Source organism: Streptococcus sp. 400_SSPC (assembly GCF_001072745.1).
GTDB lineage: Bacteria > Bacillota > Bacilli > Lactobacillales > Streptococcaceae > Streptococcus > Streptococcus xiaochunlingii.
Genome location: NZ_JVIQ01000017.1, coordinates 50,055 through 71,332 on the forward strand (window position 1 = coordinate 50,055; position 21,278 = coordinate 71,332).

17 protein-coding genes and 4 pseudogenes are annotated in these 21,278 nt (G+C 42.1%); 4 read left to right on the plus strand and 17 right to left on the minus strand.

Going from position 1 to position 21,278, the window contains the following annotated elements:
- Window positions 1-7 precede the first annotated feature (7 nt).
- Window positions 8-2,725, minus strand: coding sequence for an FtsX-like permease family protein (locus ADH49_RS03365; protein WP_048689561.1), 2,718 nt, complete (start codon window positions 2,723-2,725; stop codon window positions 8-10).
- A gap of 11 nt (window positions 2,726-2,736) precedes the next feature.
- The gene (locus ADH49_RS03370; protein ID WP_006597027.1) at window positions 2,737-3,438 is read right to left on the minus strand and encodes an ABC transporter ATP-binding protein; all 702 of its coding nucleotides are present in this window, start codon (window positions 3,436-3,438) and stop codon (window positions 2,737-2,739) included.
- Between the two features lie 543 nt (window positions 3,439-3,981).
- On the opposite strand from ADH49_RS03370, the gene ADH49_RS03375 reads away from it, so the two are divergent.
- Both ADH49_RS03375 and nt5e read left to right on the plus strand, forming a co-directional pair.
- The gene (locus ADH49_RS03375) at window positions 3,982-4,542 is read left to right on the plus strand and encodes a TetR/AcrR family transcriptional regulator (protein WP_048689565.1); all 561 of its coding nucleotides are present in this window, start codon (window positions 3,982-3,984) and stop codon (window positions 4,540-4,542) included.
- A gap of 166 nt (window positions 4,543-4,708) precedes the next feature.
- Window positions 4,709-6,910 (plus strand): cell surface ecto-5'-nucleotidase Nt5e, encoded by a 2,202-nt coding sequence (gene nt5e / locus ADH49_RS03380; protein ID WP_048689568.1) that lies wholly within the window; start codon window positions 4,709-4,711, stop codon window positions 6,908-6,910.
- 81 nt (window positions 6,911-6,991) lie between these two features.
- On the opposite strand, the pseudogene ADH49_RS10495 reads toward nt5e, so the two are convergent.
- Together ADH49_RS10495 and ADH49_RS10355 are read right to left on the minus strand one after the other, a co-directional pair.
- Window positions 6,992-7,546, minus strand: a pseudogene (locus ADH49_RS10495) (transposase); the annotation flags it as partial.
- A pseudogene (locus ADH49_RS10355) lies at window positions 7,535-7,641 on the minus strand (IS30 family transposase); the annotation flags it as partial. The pseudogenes ADH49_RS10355 and ADH49_RS10495, both read right to left, overlap by 12 nt.
- 293 nt (window positions 7,642-7,934) lie before the next feature.
- Here ADH49_RS10355 and ADH49_RS03395 point away from each other — a divergent pair.
- Window positions 7,935-8,240 (plus strand): rhodanese-like domain-containing protein, encoded by a 306-nt coding sequence (locus ADH49_RS03395; RefSeq protein WP_048689571.1) that lies wholly within the window; start codon window positions 7,935-7,937, stop codon window positions 8,238-8,240.
- A 94-nt stretch (window positions 8,241-8,334) separates the two neighbouring features.
- On the opposite strand, the gene ADH49_RS03400 is transcribed toward ADH49_RS03395, so the two are convergent.
- Together ADH49_RS03400 and ADH49_RS03405 are read right to left on the minus strand one after the other, a co-directional pair.
- Window positions 8,335-8,592, minus strand: coding sequence for a metal-sensitive transcriptional regulator (locus ADH49_RS03400; RefSeq protein WP_048689573.1), 258 nt, complete (start codon window positions 8,590-8,592; stop codon window positions 8,335-8,337).
- Window positions 8,593-8,678: 86 nt separating this feature from the next.
- Window positions 8,679-9,284: pseudogene (locus ADH49_RS03405) on the minus strand (VOC family protein); the annotation flags it as partial.
- Between ADH49_RS03405 and ADH49_RS10500 the strand changes: the two are divergent.
- Window positions 9,284-9,790: pseudogene (locus ADH49_RS10500) on the plus strand (transposase); the annotation flags it as partial. The pseudogenes ADH49_RS03405 and ADH49_RS10500 sit on opposite strands and share 1 nt — an antisense overlap.
- A 99-nt stretch (window positions 9,791-9,889) precedes the next feature.
- On the opposite strand, the gene ADH49_RS03420 reads toward ADH49_RS10500, so the two are convergent.
- The 11 genes from ADH49_RS03420 to ADH49_RS03465 form a co-directional block, all read right to left on the minus strand.
- A complete protein-coding gene (locus ADH49_RS03420; RefSeq protein WP_048689576.1) occupies window positions 9,890-10,720 on the minus strand; it encodes a PrsW family glutamic-type intramembrane protease in 831 nt (276 codons plus the stop codon).
- Entirely contained in the window at window positions 10,713-12,374 is a 1,662-nt protein-coding gene (locus ADH49_RS03425) for a C69 family dipeptidase (protein ID WP_048689579.1), read from the minus strand. The genes ADH49_RS03420 and ADH49_RS03425 overlap by 8 nt, the downstream gene beginning before the upstream one ends.
- Window positions 12,375-12,586: 212 nt before the next feature.
- Window positions 12,587-13,282, minus strand: coding sequence for an LrgB family protein (locus ADH49_RS03430; RefSeq protein WP_048689583.1), 696 nt, complete (start codon window positions 13,280-13,282; stop codon window positions 12,587-12,589).
- Window positions 13,282-13,653: a CidA/LrgA family protein gene (locus tag ADH49_RS03435; protein WP_048689585.1), complete on the minus strand. Its 372-nt coding sequence runs from the start codon at window positions 13,651-13,653 to the stop codon at window positions 13,282-13,284. The genes ADH49_RS03430 and ADH49_RS03435 overlap by 1 nt, the downstream gene beginning before the upstream one ends.
- Before the next feature lie 135 nt (window positions 13,654-13,788).
- Window positions 13,789-14,649: an SAM-dependent methyltransferase TehB gene (gene tehB, locus ADH49_RS03440; RefSeq protein WP_048689588.1), complete on the minus strand. Its 861-nt coding sequence runs from the start codon at window positions 14,647-14,649 to the stop codon at window positions 13,789-13,791.
- Window positions 14,650-14,808: 159 nt separating this feature from the next.
- The gene (locus tag ADH49_RS03445) at window positions 14,809-16,554 is read right to left on the minus strand and encodes a C69 family dipeptidase (protein ID WP_048689593.1); all 1,746 of its coding nucleotides are present in this window, start codon (window positions 16,552-16,554) and stop codon (window positions 14,809-14,811) included.
- A gap of 184 nt (window positions 16,555-16,738) precedes the next feature.
- Complete coding sequence (gene smpB / locus ADH49_RS03450) at window positions 16,739-17,206, minus strand: SsrA-binding protein SmpB (protein ID WP_048689598.1); 468 nt, start codon at window positions 17,204-17,206, stop codon at window positions 16,739-16,741.
- Complete coding sequence (rnr, locus tag ADH49_RS03455; protein ID WP_048689600.1) at window positions 17,169-19,526, minus strand: ribonuclease R; 2,358 nt, start codon at window positions 19,524-19,526, stop codon at window positions 17,169-17,171. The genes smpB and rnr overlap by 38 nt, the downstream gene beginning before the upstream one ends.
- Window positions 19,527-19,652: 126 nt before the next feature.
- Complete coding sequence (gene secG, locus ADH49_RS03460; RefSeq protein WP_048689602.1) at window positions 19,653-19,886, minus strand: preprotein translocase subunit SecG; 234 nt, start codon at window positions 19,884-19,886, stop codon at window positions 19,653-19,655.
- A 43-nt stretch (window positions 19,887-19,929) separates the two neighbouring features.
- On the minus strand, window positions 19,930-20,079 hold the full coding sequence (gene rpmG, locus ADH49_RS09705) for a 50S ribosomal protein L33 (RefSeq protein WP_081453577.1): 150 nt from the start codon (window positions 20,077-20,079) through the stop codon (window positions 19,930-19,932).
- Window positions 20,069-21,268, minus strand: coding sequence for a multidrug efflux MFS transporter (locus ADH49_RS03465; protein ID WP_281281321.1), 1,200 nt, complete (start codon window positions 21,266-21,268; stop codon window positions 20,069-20,071). Before ADH49_RS03465 ends, rpmG begins: the two co-directional genes overlap by 11 nt.
- Window positions 21,269-21,278: the final 10 nt, after the last annotated feature.

Genomic DNA, 21,278 nt, shown 5'->3' on the forward strand with positions numbered 1-21,278 from the left:
TTCTTTTTTATTCAACAGATTTCAAAGCCTCCAGCATGTCTACCTTACGAAGATGATGATTGACCAAGATTCCTAAGCTAGCTAGGATCAGAATGACGCAAGCGATAGGATAAAGATAGACACCAAGGGCCACCCGCGGATAAAAGAGAATGGCATCTGGGGCGATCATGGCAATCAAGAAGCGATGGAGATAAAAGCCTCCTAGCAAACCCAATCCTATCCCTACAAGAGACAAGAGGATAGTTTCTCGATAAATATAAAGGGTGACTTCTTGATGATGGAAGCCGAGGACCTTAATGGTGGATAACTCACGGATTCGTTCTGCCACATTGATATTGGTCAAATTATACAAAATAACCATCGCTAGCAAAATAGATACCAAAACTAAAATCATCATGGTCTTATTCAATGATTGGGCTACAGAACTGAAGAGAGAAATCAAGGAAGTATTTTGCGTAACAGCAAGCACCGCCCCTTCTTCCATCATGTCCCGACTGACCTTCTGGACCAACTGCTGAGAAGAAGACTGTAATCGGACCAAATAGGCATTCTTCTTAACACTTCTTCCATAGGTTTTCTGATAGGTCGCTTGATTCATATAGACAAAATGGCCAACATAATTTTCGGTAATCGCAGCCACCCTAATCGTATGGCCATCTATCCGCAAGTCATCTCCAACGCCCACCTTGGCCAGCTGCGCTAATTTGCTGGTAATTACCGCCCCATTGGATAGGTCGAGTCTTCCCCCTTCTGAGCGGAGACTGATAAAAGGTTCCAAGCTGTCTTTAGAGGACACCATTAAGGTCATGCTTTGTTTTCCACGTCCGGAAGGATAAGAAGCCTCCACTTGTTTTGTAAAAATGGCTTCTGTCTCTTTTATATCTGCTTGCTTCAAGCGCTTCTTCAAGGATTCTTCCTCTTCGTCTGTCAGGCTGGATTTGGTCGAGAGAATCATATCGTACTTGAGGATTTCCCCAAACTGGCGTTGGGGTACTCCACCGACTGAGGATTGAATCCCCAAGCCCGCAAAAAGAAGAGCAACCGAACCAGCAACACCAAATATGGTCATCACCATCCGCTGTTTATAGCGAAAAATATTTCTAGCGGTCACCTTTTGGGTGAAACTCAGACGTTTCCACAAAAACGGTAGCCGTTCGAGCAAAATACTGGATCCGGAAACTGGCGGTTTTGGAAGGAGGAGGTTACTGGCTTCTTCCTTCAACTCTCTCTTAGCGACTAGATAAGCTGGAAAGACGCTAGAAAGAAGGGAGAGCCCCAAGGCTAATAAGCTATAGGACCCATAAAAATACTGTTGACTAGTTCCTACGACCATCCCCTGCGTAATAATTTGCGAAATGGTTCCAGATAAAACATAATGACCGAGAAGAGTTCCGATGCCTGTCCCAACTGTTCCAGCAACCAAGCCATACAAGAGAAACTTTGCTAAGATATCTTTCGTTCGATAGCCCAAGGCCTTGAACAAGCCCGCATGGCTCCGTTCTTCATCAACAAAACGAGTCATGGTCGTAAACGTGACCATGGCAGCGACTGCGTAGAGTACCACAGGAAATAGATTGCCTACGGCGGAGATACTGGCACTGGCATTACTATACATGAGGTAACCCTGGCCACCTGGAATGGTTTTTCGATCATAGACATGATAGTTTGGTTGCTCTATATTTTTCAGATCTTCCTTGGCCTTTTCCAGGTCCTTCTGTTTAGTTGCTAGTTCCGATTCACCTGTCTGAATGTTGACCAATTGCTGATCTAGTTGCTTTTGAGCTTCTGCCAACTCGAGTCGCCTTGTTTCTAGTTCTTCCTTGGGCAAGAGTGTAGACAGTTGATTCAGTTTATTGGATTGCTCCGTCAATTGTGTCTGTGCTTGACCTGCCTTTTCGCGTGCGTCTGCTAACTGTTTGTTGGCAGCATCAAGTTCTTCTTGCCCTTTTTGGATTTTTTGTTTCCCATCAGCCTGTAGCTTTCGATAGCGCTCCTGACCATTTCCAGCTAAGAGTTCTTCCAGGTCCTTTTGATGGGAGGCCAGACGATCTTGATAGCTGGTTGAGAATGGATTGAACCCCCTCAAATCATCAAACCGAATCCGAGCAAGGCTATAAACAGGACTAGTAAAGGCTTCTTTTGAGAGGACACCATAGGCATCCAAAGAACCACTCCCACTCCTAGCTTGGCCCAAGTCTTTTTCGGACCACATCTCAGCAGACTTTACAAAGCCAACAATTCGATAGTTTTTTGTCTTTAAAACAGATGGACTTCCAGCTTTTTCATGTATCCTTAGCTGATCCCCAATCTGGTAACGATCTTTCCAAAACGCTGCTAGAGCGACCTCATCTTCCTTCTGCGGAAGCCGCCCTGCAGCCAGCTGAAAGCGTGAGATGGTTTCTGGAGTGGAAAAAAGTCGAACAGCTTCGTCCTTTCCGTCAATCGTCACATCTGTCAGGTAGGAAAACTCCAAGCTGGCCCCCGTCAATCCTTGTAGCTCTTCTTGGTCAGTCTTATCCAAACCAAGATCTCCCATGACAGCGAGGTCCAGCATCTCTTGTTGGTCTATAAAGCGCTGGGCAGTCCGATGCATATTTGGGGTCGTTACTTTTAAACCGACCAGGGCTAAGCTACCCAGCATCATCAGCGTTAAAATGGACAAAAAGCGCCCTTTGGAACTGGTAAAGGAATGACATAGATCTTTCCAATATACTTTTCGCTTCATGAACAACCTCCCTAATACTCTAGGCTATCGATATCTAGTGGAGTGTTATGGATGGTCACCGATTTTACTTGAGCATCATGCATCTGAATGACACGATCGGCTATTGGCGCTAAAGAAGCATTATGAGTGACGATAATCACTGTTGCCCCTTTTTTACGAGACATGTCCTGAAGAATCTTTAAAACCTGTTTACCGGTTTGGTAGTCTAAAGCCCCTGTTGGTTCATCACAAAGGAGAATCTTAGGGTTCTTAGCCACTGCGCGCGCAATGGCTACCCGTTGTTGTTCCCCACCAGATAGCTGGGCTGGAAAGTTGTTCAAACGCTCACCCAATCCAACCTCTCTCAAGACTTGTTCAGGATCTAAGGCATCAGAAACAATTTCAGAAGCCAGCTCAACATTTTCCTTGGCTGTCAAATTAGGGATGAGATTATAAAACTGGAAGACAAAGCCAACATCATTTCTGCGATAATCCGTTCGTTGGTGCGAGGAGAAGCTTGAGATGGCTTTCCCATCCACTAAAACCTCCCCTTCATCATTGGTATCCATACCTCCCAAAATATTGAGGACTGTTGATTTTCCTGCGCCTGATGCCCCCAAAATGATGACCAATTCGCCTTTCTCAATTTCAAAAGTAACATCTTTATTGGCAATGATGTCAGTTTCTCCTGACGGATAGCGTTTATAACTATGTTTCATCTCAATATAAGCCATATCTTTTCTCCCACTTAAACACAAGTTCCTATCTTTATTATAGTCCTTTTTTACCGGAAGACCAAGAACAATCAATCCCTTAAAACGACTAAAAAACAAGAAATTTGTGAGGGATGCATTTCCTCTATTTTATGAATAAAGCTATCCAAGAAACTAATACTTTTCTATGCAAAAATAGACAAGGAAAAAGCTTGATCTTATCTAGTTCCTGATATAGAAATCTTCAAGCATCATCTGCCCTCCTCTCTTTAGTTTGTGATATAATAACAAATAAGTATGAATTGTTATGATCGTTTAAATAACTGATATTTCAAGTTTTTCTTTCATTTTTATATAATAGCCCCTTTGAAAGTAGATCTGGGAAAAAATTTTATAATCCTTCCAAAATGGCTTTTATAGTATAAGAATAAGACCTGATTTCAAGCCATTTAGACTTATAGAATGATACTAAAATTTTATTCTGTTGATGAATAAATTTGATTTCTGTATAATATGATGATTAGTGAACAACATTTATACAAAATACATGATAAAGGAGGAACTATGACCCGAAAAAAGAGAAAAACGAATTCTAAAAATGCTATCCGAAGCGCCCTATCACGCCTGCTTCTTGAACAATCACTTGAAAGTCTTACAATTAGCCAACTAACAAAGGAAGCCGGCATTAATCGAGGTACCTTTTACCTCCATTATGTAGACAAACAAGATATGTTCAACCAGCTAAAATCTGAACTTTTAGGCGAGTTGGGAGAACTTTTCGCTACAAGCACCGTCAATCGAGCAAATTTTCTTGCCTCACTTCAATATATTCAAGATAATTATGACTTTATCTATGCCTTGATGCAGATGGATTACCAAGAGTTTCATTTTCTAATGAAAAATTTCACCCTGCAACTTCTTGACGATACTCCACACGCCAAAGACCACTTGGTTAATAAATTCCAAGTTCCTTATAAGTATGCTGTTGAGATCTTTGCAGCTACGATTGAAGCCGTAATCACAAAATGGTTGTCAACTGGTGCAAAAGAAGAGCCGATTGAAATCGCGACAGTCGTATTAAGTGTAACTGACTTTACCACTTGGAACCACCCCATAACAGAATAAGAAAATGAGAAAACGAAAGTTTTCTTTTTTTTATGGATAAGAGCAACTAGCTGGAACCTAAACGCTCTCACAAGATTATTTGCCCAACTATCAGAAAACGTTTTCCTTTTCTTTCCTTTTTAGCTATAATATTTAGTATGGAAAAAAATAGAAATGAGGACCGTTTATGAAAAAGAAGAAACTTCTTTTACCGATCTTATTGCTTGCTCCTGCCTTCCTAGCTTCTCAGGTAGCTGCAGATGAGCAAACAGCTCCAGAAACTAACCTTGAAGTAGCTGCTGCTTCCACAAATGCTACAGATGCTGCTACTCCTGCTTCAACAGAAGCTAATACAGCTACTTCAGAAGGCGCTACAGAGAGCTCAGCTGACTTGCCTGAAGCAAATATCATTCATACCAACGATGTCCATGGTCGGATCGTCGAAGAAAAGGGTGTGATTGGTGATGCTAAATTAGCCGCAGTCATCGATGAAGAACGGGCGAAAAATCCATCTACTTTGGTCGTAGATGCTGGAGATGCCTTCCAAGGGCTACCGATTTCAAATAGTTCAAAAGGGGAAGAACGAGCTAAAATTTTGAACGAAATTGGCTACGATGCTATGGCAGTCGGAAACCATGAGTTCGATTTTGGTTTGGATGAGGCTAAGAAATACAAAGAAATCTTGAACTTCCCACTTCTCAGCTCCAACACCTACATCAACGGTGCTCGTTTATTTGAGGCTTCCACCATTGTCGATAAAGATAAGAATGTCGTTGGGGATGAGTTTGTCGTCATCGGGGTGACAACGCCTGAAACAGCCACTAAAACTCACCCTAAGAATGTCCAAGGTGTTACCTTTACAGATCCTATTTCAGAAGTAAACAAGGTCATCGATGAAATTGAAGCACGCGCTACTGCAGAAGGCAAGACTTACAAAAACTATGTTGTCCTTGCTCACTTGGGAGTAGATACGACTACACCAATCGAATGGCGAGGATCTACCTTAGCTGAAGAACTTTCTAAAAACTCAAAACTGAAAGGAAAACGCGTCACCGTTATTGATGGGCATTCCCATACTGTTCAATCAACCACATACGGAGATAATGTCACCTATAACCAAACCGGTAGCTACCTGAACAATATCGGTAAAATTACTTACCAAGCCAACCAATTGCTTGGTAACCCTCAACAAATTTCAGCAGCTTCAACCAAAAATGTCGTGCCAAATGCCAAAGTAGCTGCCATGGTCCAAAAGATCAAGGAACAGTACGATGCTGAGAATGCAAAAATAGTTCGTGACAATAGTCCGGTAGAACTAAATGGTCAACGGGAAAATGTCCGTGTCCGCGAGACCAACCTTGGAAATGTTGTAGCGGATGCCCTCTACGAATATGGACAAACTGGCTTTAGTCACAAGACTGACCTTGCTGTAACCAACGGTGGTGGCTTGCGCGAAACCATTGCAAAAGATAAGCCAATCACCAAAGGAAACGTTATTGCTGTTCTCCCATTTGGGAATACCATCTCTCAAATTAAAGTAACTGGTCAGAATATTGCCGATATGTTTGCTAAATCTCTTGGCTCTATTTTACAAGAAAAAGATGGCAAAACTGTTCTTGACGAAAACGGTCAACCCCTTCTTGAACCAAGCGGTGGCTTCCTCCAAGTATCTGGAGCGAAAGTTTATTACGATACAACCCTACCAGCTGAAAAGCGCGTCCTCTATATCGAAATTAAAAACCCAGAAACTGGTCAATATGAACCGCTCAACCTTGCTAAAGATTACTACTTGACTACCAATGACTTCTTAGCAGCAGGTGGAGATGGCTACACCATGTTAGGTGGAGCTCGTGAGGAAGGTCCTTCCATGGACGTTGCCTTTGCAGATTACCTTGCTAAGGCAGATCTCACAGCATATGCAACCATCAATCCAAATTCTCGTACCATTTCTATTTCTGCTAACAAAGATACCGATGGAGATGGTGTGGCAGATATTGAGGAAATCAAACAAGGAACAGATCCTGCTAATCCAAAGTCCTACCCAGGAAGCAATAACCAACCAGTTATCCCATCTACCGGTAAAAATGCTCAACCAACTAATCCATCTACCGGTAAAATGGATCAAACATATATTCCAGCTCTAGTTGGTACGAATTCTCCTAATCAACTAGCTAGCCAAACAAAGAATACTTTTACATCTGCTAAGGACGATACACAGATCAAGGCCAACAACCATCACTTGTCAGTGACAGTCGCTAAAACATTCACAGCGGGCTCTGCTACCCTACCAGAAACAGGAACTTCCGACTCTCCTGCTATCTACATGATCGCTCTGTTGACATCCGTCTTAGCCTTCTTTGGTCTAAAGAAAAAAGAAGAAAACGAATAGTCACTGTAAAAAATAGTCTGGGACAACATTGTTCTCAGCCACAAAAAAGCTAGAGATTTCCAATTATGGACCTCTAGCTTTTTAATTTTGAGTAGTTTTCTTATTGTATTTGAGGAGATTATTGGCCATGAGTACTAATCCCATGTCATTTATTACCTGACGCTTGGATTTCTTTTACTTTTAAGAGCTGATACCTCTCATTCACATAGAGCCCCTTTTATGGAGCCAAGTCAGCTTGTTCTGCCTTATAAACCATATTTTCCTGTCTAAAACCTGTTGTGCTATGCCTATGTTTGAGGTGATCAAACTGGTATACCCAACTCTCTGGATGGGTGTAGGTATCAGTTGTTTCATCGTAAGTCCAATTATCCAGATTCATATCAGATTCTTTGTATTTTTCTTCTGTTCCTTGTCAAAAAGACTATATTTAATAAAATGCTCAATACCCATCCTATCTAAGGTAAGAAGAATCTCCACGCTACCGTATCCCGCATCGGCGACAGCTCTTTTTAACTCATGTGTATAGGTTTCTAAAAATGGCAACAGCGTTCTGGTATCTGTTGGATTTTGATAGATGTCATCGTGAAGGACGAACTGATTTTCAGTAGCGATTTGTAGGTTGTAAGCAGGTTTGAGTCCTACGCTTAAATAAGCTTCAATTTCCCTCGTTCAGCTTCAGATAAGTACTTGTAGGATTGATTTGTGGTAGGATAATTAGCAGACATGTTCATCTTCCTTTATACTGTTTTTCGAAACTCTAGTATATCAGATGAACATGTATTTTGTGTTGCACTTCATTTTACAACAGAGCATGTGGTCTGTTTTCAGAAAAGGTAATTTTCTAGACAAGTAGTTGTTGAATAAATAAGACAGGTTCTATTCATTAACCTATCAACCAACTCTTTAGTTTGTAAGTTGGCATCTTGTATACTGAAAAAGAAACAATACTAATCAATTCAACTTACTTGACAAAAGCGTTGCTTAGTGGTTTAATATACCCCATAAGGGTATATCGGAGGTGCCTATGTTTCACTTATTTACAAAAATTGATAGTATTTCTACCAGCGAATTAGAAGCTAAACTCAAGGAACCAATTCAGCTACTGGATGTGCGGACGCCTACGGAATTCCGTAGAGGCCATATCAAAAACGCCAAGAATGTTCCTCTAACCGAAATCGGAGCTTACACACCTGCGACAAATGAAACACTTTATGTCATTTGTCATTCCGGTGTTCGAAGCAAGATGGCTGCTAAAAAGCTCAAGAAAAAAGGCTATGATGTTATCAACGTCCGAGGTGGTATGAGCGCTTGGCCTGGTGATGTTGAATAAATAAAAATCAAAAAGAGCAATTGGTCTAATTTCAAGAAAACCAACTGCTCTTTTAATCATTTGTTCACTATTTAAGAGAAACGTATGTTTTTTATTACTTGCGTTTAATCAAGTATTTAACCGCCTTTTCCAATCTTTCCTTCTGTGCTTGAGGATCCTCTAAAGGGTCGTTAATACAAGTTGTTAAATTCTCCGTTATCATCAGTTCAATAATACGATCAACACTGGACCGCACTGCTGTTAATTGAGTAATGATATCAATACAATCACGCTCTTCCTCCATCATTTTTTGAATACCTCGCAATTGACCTTCTGAGCGTTTGAGGCGTGTAATGTACTTTGATCTTGTCATATCTTTATCCTAAAACGATTTTTCTACATTATATCTCTAATACAGTCCTTTGTCAAAAGGAGCATTTATCTTAAAGACAAAGACTTCTAGTTCTCCACTCTGACTCTCGTTATAATTCCATCTTTATCTGTAATGGAGAATTCAGAAAGAGAAATCCAGTGGGTTCTAGCCTTGTTTCTCTGAGCTTGCGTAAGCAAATTGACCAAAAACTCTTTATTCTCAACTTCAACCAAATAGTAGGCAAGACCTACCATTCCATTCTCACGAGGAGCTAAGTTTTTACCACCCCATTCATTTACTGCTAGATGATGGTGATAATTCCCTGATGCTATCCAACTGACATGTGGAATCGTGAATTTATCCTCAAGACCTAGAGACTCTTGATAAAATGCATATGCCTCTCGGCTATTTTTAACAGATAGGTAAACATGGCCCATGCGAGTGCCTTCTGCGATCACAAAAGGATCAAGTTCTTTGCCTAATTCATAGATTTCTTGCGCAGACAGCTCTTCTGTGATTCCAGTAATTCGACCATCCTCACGAATATCCCACTCGTTCACAGGCTTGTCTCTGTTGAGTTCAATGCCATTGCTCTCTAAATCTTCTAGATAGACAGCTTCACTATAGCCATGATCAGCTCCGCCAACTAGTGGAACCTTTAGGTCTAACAAGCGTTTAAAAATATTTGCCAGATCTTATCAACTTGGATAGGATGGGTATTGAGCATTTGATTAAATATAGTCTTTTTGACAAGGAACAGAAGAAAAAACACAAAGAATCTGATAGGAATTTGGATAATTGGACTTACGATGAAACAACAGATACCTACACCCATCCAGAGAGTTGGGTATAGCAGTTTGATCACCTCAAACACAACCATACCACAACAGATTTTAGACAGGAAATTAGGGTTTATAAGGCAGAACAAGCTGACTTGGCTTCACAAAAGGGGCTCTATGTGAATGAGAGGTATCAGCTCCTAAAAGTAAAAGAAAGCCAAGCGCTTTTATCTGTCGAAGGCAGTCACATCTTTGCCCAACGCAAGGTTAATGTGGAACCTGTCTTTGGGCAGACAAAGGCTTGTTTGGGTTACAAGAGATGTAATCTAAGAGGCAAATGACAGGTTAAAATTGACATGGGATTGGTTCTCATGGCCAATAACCTCCTCAAATACAATAAGAGAATGACTCAAAATTAAAAAGCTAGAGTTCCACAATTGGAAATCTCTAGCTTTTTTGTGACTGAGAACAATGTTGTCCCAGACTATTTTTTATTTCCTGACTACCAAATCCATCTCTTACTGTTTCTTTAAAAGGTTTAGATTCGGATTTTTATGAGTAAAGAGCACGACCTCAATAAAGGTTCCCACTTGGAAGGCAAAGAGCAAGCCTACCAAAATATTGACCCGATGGTCTGTTTCATAGAATGGGGAATTCCATAAGAAGTGATTGGTCACCGTGGAAACTACACACCAGAGACCAAAGAGCTTTTCTTTTTGCTTGGTGCACTGAGACAGGATGAGAAAGGCTCCAACAGATACAACAGCTGTGTAGACTGCATGAGATGCTAAACCACCAGAAATGCGGTTCACTGCCTCTGTTACTGCTGAGAGGTCTCCAGTTCGCGTTTGACGCGCCACATAACCTAGATCTTCAATGATTTGGAAACCAAGACCAGATCCAAAGCCGGCAATTAAAATCGATTTCAAATCCTTACGACCCAAAATCAAGAGGATCCAGAAGGCCACCAGAGCTTTGAAAAATTCTTCAGAAAAAGGTGCTGTCAAAGCATCTGTCCATTTATTAAAGGTACTAACATCCTGAATGAGATGACTATTGAAATGGTCAATGAGGCTGTTCCCTGAAAAACTGAGCCAGCCAGCAACAAAAGCACCACCAAACATGGTCGCCCACAAAACAAGAAGAGGAACCTCAAATCTTTTTGCAAGTCGCTTAATAAAGAGATAAAGAGGAACGACAATCACCGCTAAAACGAGCAGATTTAATACCAAATCTCTTCCTGCTACTTGGTTAAACTCTTGTTGAGAGAGAGAGCCTAGCTCAAACTCCATCCCAATCCCTGCTAAGACCAAAAATAGGAAGAGCAATATTCGTTGAAACTTATTCATCCTTCTTACCTCCCTTTGCTTTCTTTGATTTAATGAAGAAAATTCCTACTCCTATCACTGTCACAAGGGCTAAGCCAATCGTGATGACGAAGTCATAATCAAATGGTACCAAATTGATTTCTTCTTCTTGGTTTGCATCTTCTTCATCTGTTAAATCGTCAATAGCACCTTGTCCATATTGAGCAATCACCTTTTCTTCTGCTTCTTGACGAATTTCTTGCAGACGATCGAAGGTCTTTTGAGCTCGAGTCATGCTCGTTTCTGTCGCTTTTAGGCTCGCCTGCTCTGGCTGCGAAGCGAGGGCAATTTGTTCTTGGTCACTGATTTCTTGCTCAGCCATCCATTGAGATTCTAGGCGTTCCATTTCAGTACGGATGGCTCCATCTCCGAACAAATCAGGATATTTGGCAACTAAATCATTAATGCGAGACATGGTCCAATACCAAGATTGGGGATTATAGGCTGTCCCTAATTCTTGATAGGCTTGGTAGGTATTGGTGATATTGCCATAGTAAGGCAGGTAAGGAGCATTTCGTGGGCTTCCCATCGCTAACCACATAGTTCCCCCACCAGCACTATCAGGAACATTGTCCTTTAATTGGAAAATATGGGCTTCCATGACATTCGGGTTCGAAATCGGGTATTTATAGACTTCATCAAACTTCCCTTTTTCTGGAATCCCTTTTCCATCTAACTCCATTTGATCTTGTGGTTTGAAGTCTGTTCCTTCTAACCGATTGCGTTGGAGATTCATCGCATCACGTAGCGTCAATTTCCGATCCGTTGTATGCATCAAGTCAAAATACTCGTCATCGTAGTTCACATCTGCATCTGGATCCAGTGACTTAATACCAGACCAAACACGAGAACGATCTGCCTCATGCAAAGGTGGATTGTAGGATTGAGACACATGGAACTGGCCATCGATTTCTTTATAGGTTCCTGCATCACGGGCGACTTTTTCAACATCCTTCGAGGCAATAGTCCGTTCCTTATCTGAAAAATCAACATGTCCTAAGAAGAAGGTATTTGGAAAGACTGCATAGCGATCTTCTGGGAAGAGAATCGCTACATATTGGTGACCAGAAAGGATCTCCATGTACCAGATACCTTCCTTGTCCGCGATCGTCACAATATTTCCTTCTGCTGCCCCTTTTTCTTCCACAATTTTCGCAATGAGCTCGACTCCTTCACGAGCCGTTTTGACACTTGGAAGAACGACAGTGGTGAGGGCAGACTCAGCCAAGCCGTCCTCTACATAAGGATCGACCTTTTTAATGTTGTCATTTGCTGAAGCTGAGACGGTCGCCGAGATGGACACACCATGCTCATTAAAACCAGCTTCATCAAATACACCCTGTTCTGGTGTAACATCTGGGACAGCTGTATATTTATAACTTACTTCTGGGAGCTCATACTTAAAGCCATTGGTGGCATCTTCAAAGACCTCCCCTTTCTTGTTATAAGTTCGTTCTCTGACCACAAAGTTCTTATTGTGGTTTGGTTCTAAGTCCTCCGTACGTCCGTACAAAGCATTCCCATCTGCTGTTAACTTTTTACCGATGATAAAACCTGTACAGGCCTCTACCGGTTGGGCAAAGAGGAAGAGAGCAGTGATCAAGCCCAAGGCTGATCGAGCATAACGTTTCTTCATATTGAACTCCTTTAACTAGATATTAACCGTATAACCTCTTTTAGTATACCTTTTGAACCAAAGTTTGGCAAGCGCTTACAACGACTGTAATCAATTAGTAATCTATCTGAAAATTGTTTGACCTTCAAATTATTAAACAACCTTCTCTATCTAACTGTATACAAAAAAGCTCGGAACTTCTTCCAAGCTTTTTCTGAATACTCTCTACCTTTTTAGGAAAGAATCAGGCTCGCGACAAGGGGACTTATAAAGACGTAGAAAACGCCAGTTATCCCAATTGCTAAGCCACCCATAGCTCCGGCTACTTGACCATACTGAAAGGCTGTACCAGTCCCCACCGCATGACCTGTACCCCCAAGGGCCAAACCAATGGCAACAGGATCCTCTACTTTTAGGAACTTAAGAATCGTTGGTCCTAGGACACTTGTCAGGATACCTGTCGCTACAACGACAACTAGGGTAATGGTAGTTATTCCCTGCATTTTTTCAGAAATCCCCACTGCCATGGCTGTTGTCACAGACTTAGGAAAGAGGGAAATAGCTAGAAAGTACTTCATCCCAAAAAGCTTAGCCAAGACAGCTGTAAAAAGCGTGTTGACTACTACTGCTAGAAAACTACTAAGAAGAATACTCTTGGCATGGTGCTTCATCAAATGGAAACTCTTATACAAGGGAATTCCCAGGACAACCGTTGAGGGCACAATCAAATTACTGAGGTAGGTCCCGCCAATATTATAGGCCTTATAGGAAATCCCTGTCAGCTTTAAGAAACCAATGATCAAGACCGTTGCAACTAAGAGGGGGGTCGTGATGGGATGGGGAAAACGACGAAAAATCATCATCCCAATCAGATAGGCAAAGACTGATAAAGAAATCCCAAAGAGAGGATTTGACCACAAACTTTCCATTATTTTATCCCTCCTTCATAATCCCCCTCATACCTTGTCTTGATAAAACCGACAACTAAGGCAATAAGGGTTACATTGATGATGATAGCCCCTAAAATAATCAATACGATGGGCAATAAATAAGGCTGGATAACATCAAACTTATCCATAATCCCAACCGCTGGAGGTAAAAATAAAATCGTCATATTGGCTAAGAGAAAAGATCCGACCAGATTCACATGGCGGATACGAAGCCATTTCAACTGCAAGCAAAGAAATAAAATCAGTAGACCGATAATACTTCCTGGAATTGGCAAATGAAAGAGGGTCGATATCCCTTCCCCAATCAAAGAGATGGTAAAGATAATCATCAGTTGAACATATAGTTTCACGCGCTTCTCCTCAAAATTCTTGAAAGATACACTAACAGTCTACTCCTTTTCTGTAAAAAATCAAGTATTTTCAGAAAGTTTTCAGATATAAAAAGACAAGGACGACTGCAAGGGTGTCCTTGTCTAGAGAGCTATTTATATTTTCTTGGCTAGCATGGTCGCAAAGCGTAAGGCAATTCGATTGCCATTTTCATCACGTCGGTGCAGATGCCCTGGATTTTCATTGTATTTAACGAGTTCCCAATCTTTGTAGTAGTCTGCTAGCTCGCCTTCCTTAAAAGTAAAGGAGAAAGGAACCTGGCAAGGATAGTCCTCTGTATCCATGGCACAAACGATCAAGTTATAGCCACCTGGATTGGTCTGGTCTTGCATATTTCGAATAATCGCCGGAATGCGATCCGCTTGCAAGAACATGAGGACAACCGTTGAAACAATCAAGTCATAACTTTGTTTTAGGTTCGCTGAGTTGATATCATAGAGTCCCACAGTCATTTCCAAATCTTCTTGCTCTACAATACTTTGTAGGATCTCTAGGGCCAATTCATTTTGATCGACTGCTGTCACTTCAAAGCCATGTTGGGCTAAAAAGAGAGCGTTTCGTCCTTGTCCACACCCCAAATCCAAGGCCTTGCCTGGAGAAAGGGACTCCATGGCTTCTAGCACTTCTGAATGGACGGGATTGCTATTATATTTTTTGGGAAAATAATCTTTGGGTTCACAGTAGAATTCCAAAAACCATTCCACATCATCTGTAAGGGCCTCTACGCGGTGCCAAGCTTGAGGTTGTGCCATCGGGTTATCCGCACCTGCCTCAAACACATGGCTGGCTACTTCTTCCCCATCTTCCGTCAGCTCAACAAACTTGAGTTTTCCTTTGAGAACGGTAATCTTTCCCCAAGTACCTACTTTGGTATTGTGTTTTCTTTGGACTGCTTCAGGCATGGTATCCTTGGTCCACAAAGGCATCCGTTTATAAGCAATTAATTTTTCAGGCATCCGTTTCTTCTCCTTCTTTCTATCTATCCCTATCATACAAAAATTGCATGCAAATAACAATAAAAAGAGTGGAATTACAAGCTCCTTTTGTGAAGACTTCTATTCCACTCTCATAGAATCCAGTTGAGGCAGGATGCTGATTTAGCAGTCTCAGTCTACTTATTCTTCATTTTCATTCTTTTTTGATTTTTTAAAGTAGAAACCTGCCAAGCCAAATCCTGCAAGTGCCAAAACTCCTAAGACGGCAGATAAACTGCTGTTTGAATCACTTGCCTTGCTAGATGATTGACTAGAAGCTGTTTCTTCCTTCTTTTCTGTCTCTTTCGATGCATCTTTTTTAGCTTGAGCTGCTGCGACCAGATTGGCCTTGTTATAGCCATCATAAACAAAGTCTGCTTCCAAACCTTTTTCTGTACGAATCTTATCTTCCATCTCACTTTCAACTTGCTTGATTTGTTTGAAGATAGTTTCCGCACGTTTAAGTGAGTCACTTGTTACTTCGTCTGCAGTAGCTTTCGCTTGGTCATCAGTGAGTCCACTGTATTTTTGATCCAAAGCTGCTTGTTCTTTGATCCAGCCTTTTTCCAATTCTTTCCACTTCTCTTGGATGCTATTACCAAATAGATCTGGGTATTTCATGACCATTTGGTCAATATGCCAAACAGCCCAATACCAAGAAGTTGGATCATATTTGGCAGAGCGAACTTTGAATGGTGCGTAGGTATCGTTGACAATACCATAGAATGGCACATAAGGCGTGTTCCGGCTTTGAGCGAGACCTAACCAAACAACACCACCAAATGGTGTTGGCAAGTCCTTCTTAATTTGGTATACGTGGGCGTTAATGACGTTTTCATTTCCCAAAGCATATTTGTATTTATTGGTATCGACTTCTTTACCTGGTTCCACTAAGTCATCTGGTGTGTATTGTTTGAGGTGTTCGAACCGGTTCCGTTGTTCAGCGAAAACATCTTCTAGACTATACTTTTTAGAAGGATCCGTTGGTTTGTGCAAGAGGTCAAAGTGCTTATCATCATATTTGATGTCCGCTTTAGGATCCATCAAGGTAATCCCTGCATAGGTCCGTGAGCGGTTGCGTTCGGTATATTCATCTGGACCATATGAGTCTGCAATATGGAAGTTACCATCTTTATCAGTCTTGTAGTGGTCTGCCTTTTTAGCAACTGCTTCCACATCTTTTGAAGCAATGACATTGTCCTTGTCCTTGAAATCCACATGTCCTAGATAGTAGGTATTGGCAAAGATGGCATAGCGGTCTTGAGGGAATTTAATGGCTACATATTGGTGACCAGAGAGGATTTCCATGTACCAGAGTTCATCTTTATCTGCTACGACAATGATGTTTCCTTCGGCAGATCCTTTTTCATCAAGTACCTTGGCAACCAACTCAATTCCTTCACGAGCTGTTTTGGCACGTGGGAGAACCAAGTCTACCATAGCAGCTTCAGCCAAGCCATTTTTCACAAGTGGATCTGCTTCCAAAATCTTATCGTGTGGGGTTGCAGATACGGTAGAAGTCATGGAAACGCCCGCTTCGTTAAAGCCGTGTGCTCCGAAATTCCCGTTGGAACCATCTCCATGGGCTGCATCATAAGTTGCGGTATATTTCATTTCATGACTCAAGTGGGGATAAGCAAAGCCGTTGGATTCGTCCTCCAACATATCCCCATCCTTATAGTCTTTGGCAGGTACCACTTCGTAAGTTTTATTGTGGCGACCACCATCGGGAGCATAAGGATAGTCTTCAGTCCGCCCAAAGAGCATGGAACCATCTGTCGTGAGTTCCTTCCCAACAATGAAGGCTGAGCAGGCCTGCGCAACTTGAACTGGAATCAAGGCAAAGGCCATCAAAGCAATCATCAGTTTGACCAGTAGTTTTCTCATAGTCGATCTCCTTTATGACTACAAAAGAGGCTAGAAAATCATTTTCAAGCCGACGAAAAACAACTATACCAACGCTACCTTCAGTATACTCTTATCCAGATAATAATGCAAGCGGTTTCAAGAAAGGAAATTTAAAAATAGGAACAGTTTTCAGCCCTTGCTTCAGCTGTTCCTATTTCTTACTTTAACGCGTATTGTATTGCTTCATGACACGAGCAATGTCACGATTTTGCTCCCGCCGTTTGATGGATTCACGTTTGTCATAATCGTGCTTCCCTTTGGCTAAGCCCAGCAAGAGCTTGGCGTAGCCATCCTTAAGGTAAACCTTAAGGGGAACTAGAGTCATCCCTGTTCCTTTAGTCTCCTGCTCCAACTTTTGAATTTGCTTCTTATGCAGCAAGAGTTTGCGACGACGCTCTGGGTCTTGGTTCCAGATATTGCCTTCCTCATAGGGAGCAATATGAACATTGCTGAGCCAGACTTCCCCATTTTTGACTTGGGCAAATCCATCCTTGAGGTTGATACGAGCTGCTCGAACACTCTTGATTTCTGTACCAGTCAGGACCATTCCTGCTTCAATGGTTTCAACAATTGTATAATCGTGGCTTGCTTTCTTATTTTGTGCGACGACCTTTCCCTCGCCCTTTGCCATGCTTAGCTCCTTTCTTAGCTACTTCCTTGTAAAAAGGTTTCTTACTCTTTTTCTTCTTGTCTTTTGAAGAATGCTTGCGCTTGTTCTCTCTAATGCCTCCTTGCTTTCGTTCTTCTTTCTTAGAAGAAGCGCGCTTAGAGTGTCCATTTCGATCTTTACGACCCGATGTTTTAGTGACTTTTTCAATCAAATCCAGCTCACTTGGGATATAAGAAAAATCAATCTCGCCAGTCATCTTATCCGCTCTTTCGACCCTGATTCGGATCTCCTGACCGACACGGAAGGTCACGCCTGATTTTTCCCCACGCAAGGTCAAATCTCGCTCGTTAAAATGATAAAAACCAGGTAAGGTGGTGATGTGGATCAAACCTTCTACGGTATTTGGCAATTCAACAAAGAGACCAAACTTGACGACACTGGACACCAAAGCATCGTACTCTTCGCCAACATAGTCTTCCATGTACTCTGCCTTCTTCATGGCTTCTACTTCCCGTTCGGCATCAATGGCGCGGCGTTCCCGACTAGAGGATTGGCTAGCAATATCTGGAATGACCTGTTCAAAATGACTAGCTACTTCAGAATCTTTTCCATACTCTCGCACCATGCGGTGGACTAATAAGTCTGGATACCGGCGAATCGGACTGGTGAAGTGAGTATAGAACTCAGCTGCTAGCCCATAGTGGCCGTGGTTGTGCTCGGAATAACGCGCTTGTTGCATGGAACGAAGCAACATCATAGACAAGACATCAGCATAGGGTTCCCCTTCTACCTTCTTCATGATGTCCTGCAAGGTTTCCTGACTCATGGAACTAGCTGTCCCATAAATTGGAAGGCCAAAACTAGAAGCATAATCGATAAACTTTTGCACTTTCTCTGCTTTGGGTTCTTCGTGAATCCGGTAAATAAAGGGAAGTTTTCGTTTGGCAAAATGCTCTGCTACTGTCTCATTGGCGATCAGCATGAAGGATTCAATCATCCGTTCTGCAACCCCACGTTGGCGCAAGACGATGTCTACTGGTTTTCCTTGAGGATTGACTAGGATTTTTGCTTCACTGGTATCAAAGTTCAGAGCTCCTCGTTTTTCCCGCATTCCTTCTAAGATCTGATGAAGAGCAACCATGGCTTCGATACTTGGCACAATAGCTTGGTATTCCTCACGCTTCTCCTGGTCCCCAGCAATGATCTCATTGACATCGCTATAGGTCATACGGAAAGTCGTTTTAATGACCGTTTGGGTGATCTGGTAGCGAAGGACCCGACCACGCTGGTCGATCTCCATAATGGCTGATTGGGTCAAGCGATCCACTTGAGGGTTTAAGGAACAAATCCCGTTTGATAGACGCTCAGGTAACATGGGCACGACCCGGTCTGTGACATAGACAGAGGTCGCGCGGTTGAGGGCTTCCTTGTCCAAGGCAGAACCTTCGGTTACATAATAAGAGACATCTGCTATGTGAACGCCAAGCTCAAAATTCCCACCTTCCAAGCGCTTGATGTGAACCGCATCATCCAAGTCCTTGGCATCGGCACCATCAATGGTAAAGATGATTTCATCTCGAAGGTCCAAACGTCCCTCCATATCCTTCTCACTAGGCTGGTCTGGGATGCTTTCTGCTTCTTTGAGGACTGCTTCTGGAAATTCTGAGACGATATCCATAGACTCTAAAACTTCCAAGACATCGATCCCAGGATCTGTCACATGCCCAACCACATCTTGTACTGAGGCTATAAAGTAGTTGTACTTCCGACTTGGATACTGTTCAATAGCTACCTTGAGAACTTCCGTTCCCTCTAATTGTAGGGCAGGTTTTTTCACGTAAATGCGTTGACTAATCTTTTGATTCTTTGAAAGGATGTAGCCTGCATATTTGGGTTTTTCCTCATCCAAAACGATTTGGCCGACGACTGTTTGGAGGCTGTGCTCCAAGACATCAATGATTTTCCCCTCTGCCGCGGTCCCCTTTTGCCGATCGGCGACCTTGGTGATTACAACCTCAACTGTATCCCCATCAATGGCATGGTTGACATCATTTCGTCCAATAAAAAGGTCCTCTTCTTCCCCCTCTAAGCTGACAAATCCAAAGCCACTCTTATGAGCATGGAAAATCCCTTTCACAGTAATGACGCCTTTTGGCTTGGCATCAAGGAGACTTAAAAAACCATTTTCTTCAAAGGTTAGTTGACGACGTCGCTCCATCAGCGAAATGGTCTTAATCAGTTCACGAAAACCTTTGGCGTCAGTACTCCCAATGGCTTGAGCCAATTGATCAACCTGAGCTTTTCCCTCCTGTTTTAAATAATCAATAATTTTACTTTTCATATCTTGTGCTGGTCACCCAGCCTCCTTTATTTTCTTTCTTTCAGAGAGATTTCTTTACAAGTGACAAACTCCCTATCAAACGACCCATAGATGAAAAAATAGGCAAAGACAATGTCTAAGCCTATCTTATTTACTGGATAATACCATTAGAATCATCGCAATCAGTAACCAAAGGAAAATCATGACTCCTGTTAAACGTTGCATGACTGCTTCGAATCCACGAGCTTTTGAACGTTCGAATAAGTCATTTGAGCTTGCATCGAATACGTTGCTAGATTGATTTTTAGTTGGTTGCATGAAGATAGCAATAACAATTAATACAGATAGTACCAATAAAATAGTAATCAACGGTTTAGTCATAATTAAAAAACTCCTTAAAATCTTATCTATTTTACCATAAAAATCATTTTGTTTCAAGATGTAATGTCACTTTTCTCTCTTTGGGACAATACTTCAAAACTTCAATTTTTTCAGGGTGTGTCTTCATATTTTTACTTGTCAAATAATTCTGACTACCACAGCTCGTGCAGGTTAGTTGTACTTTAATGCGCACTGATTTCTCTCACTTTCAAATACTTTCTAAAGATGAATAAAAGGAAGGCCAAATCTATAAAGGCTAGGATAGCAGTCCCATAGAATACCCAATGGTAATTGACATGCATGGCAATACTAGAGCCCATCAGGGGACCAAGAACTCCCCCAACATAAAAGAAGAGCTGATTGTAACTAAAAATCCGAGAAATTCCTTCCTTGGGAGTCATGCGGTTTAAGAGAGCCGTCACTCCGGGCATTAAGGCTCCTGTTCCAATTCCAAATAGGAAGCGAAGAAGGCCTAATTGAAAAGGGGTCTGAGCAAGGGCACAGAAGATGTAGAGGATGCCACTATAGAGAAGAGATAAAAGTAAGAGGCGATGGTTGCCAATTTTATCTCCAAGCTTTCCCATCCATCCCGATGTTAGGATACTGGAAATCCCCATCGCTGATACGATCAGTCCAGATACAAAAATAACATTGTCGCTCTGGCCAAGTTCTCTCACATAGAGTGGAAGAATGGGAGAAATGGACTGACCGATCATCTGAATGGTCATACTGGTCAAAAAGAGGCCCAGTAAAATGTCCTTATGCTGGATAGAAGCCAGTAATTCCCAGCTTGAAAGGTGCTCCTCTTTCGATATTTGTTGGTAGTCTTCCTCAATGCCCCACCAAGTCAAGACAGAGACAAGAAAGAGGAAAAAACCAACGAGGAGAAAGACATTCCGCATACCAAATTGCTCTGCGATCAATCCCCCCAACAAGGGGCCCATCAAGGTACCGGCAACGGTTCCCGTCGATAAGGTTCCTAGAGCATATCCAGATTGATTCTTTGGTACCTGACTGGCAATGAGAGCCGTGCTATTAGGCACAAAGCCTGAGAAGACACCATTTAATAAGCGTAGGAGCAGCAACCAAAAGACGGAAGGGACAAAAGCAATTCCTCCCATGGTCAAGGTCATAGCAATCGAGGCTCTCAACATCATGGGTTTCCGACCATAACGGTCCGCCAAACTCCCCCAGATTGGGGCCATTAGAGCGGAAGTCAAAGAGGAGGAGGCGACTGCAATCCCAGCATAAAAAGGAACTGCCGGACCTTTCACCCCCAATTCCTCCACAAATAGAGCCATAAAGGGAACCACTAACGAAAGACTAGCACCTACGAAAAAGCAGCCAATCCAGGCAATAAAAAGATTTTTACGCCAATTGATTTCCAGTGAA

Bases quoted from the DNA above. Each gene is read 5' to 3' on its own strand.
- tehB (WP_048689588.1), bottom strand. From the start codon at position 14,649: ATGCCTGAAAAATTAATTGCTTATAAACGGATGCCTTTGTGGACCAAG.
- smpB (WP_048689598.1), bottom strand. From the start codon at position 17,206: ATGGCAAAGGGCGAGGGAAAGGTCGTCGCACAAAATAAGAAAGCAAGC.
- ADH49_RS03400 (WP_048689573.1), bottom strand. From the start codon at position 8,592: ATGACAAGATCAAAGTACATTACACGCCTCAAACGCTCAGAAGGTCAA.
- ADH49_RS03420 (WP_048689576.1), bottom strand. From the start codon at position 10,720: ATGAATAAGTTTCAACGAATATTGCTCTTCCTATTTTTGGTCTTAGCA.
- ADH49_RS03365 (WP_048689561.1), bottom strand. From the start codon at position 2,725: ATGAAGCGAAAAGTATATTGGAAAGATCTATGTCATTCCTTTACCAGT.
- secG (WP_048689602.1), bottom strand. From the start codon at position 19,886: ATGACTAAACCGTTGATTACTATTTTATTGGTACTATCTGTATTAATT.
- ADH49_RS03445 (WP_048689593.1), bottom strand. From the start codon at position 16,554: ATGAGAAAACTACTGGTCAAACTGATGATTGCTTTGATGGCCTTTGCC.
- ADH49_RS03395 (WP_048689571.1), top strand. From the start codon at position 7,935: ATGTTTCACTTATTTACAAAAATTGATAGTATTTCTACCAGCGAATTA.
- ADH49_RS03425 (WP_048689579.1), bottom strand. From the start codon at position 12,374: ATGAAGAAACGTTATGCTCGATCAGCCTTGGGCTTGATCACTGCTCTC.
- nt5e (WP_048689568.1), top strand. From the start codon at position 4,709: ATGAAAAAGAAGAAACTTCTTTTACCGATCTTATTGCTTGCTCCTGCC.
- rnr (WP_048689600.1), bottom strand. From the start codon at position 19,526: ATGAAAAGTAAAATTATTGATTATTTAAAACAGGAGGGAAAAGCTCAG.
- ADH49_RS03370 (WP_006597027.1), bottom strand. From the start codon at position 3,438: ATGGCTTATATTGAGATGAAACATAGTTATAAACGCTATCCGTCAGGA.
- ADH49_RS03375 (WP_048689565.1), top strand. From the start codon at position 3,982: ATGACCCGAAAAAAGAGAAAAACGAATTCTAAAAATGCTATCCGAAGC.
- ADH49_RS03430 (WP_048689583.1), bottom strand. From the start codon at position 13,282: ATGGAAAGTTTGTGGTCAAATCCTCTCTTTGGGATTTCTTTATCAGTC.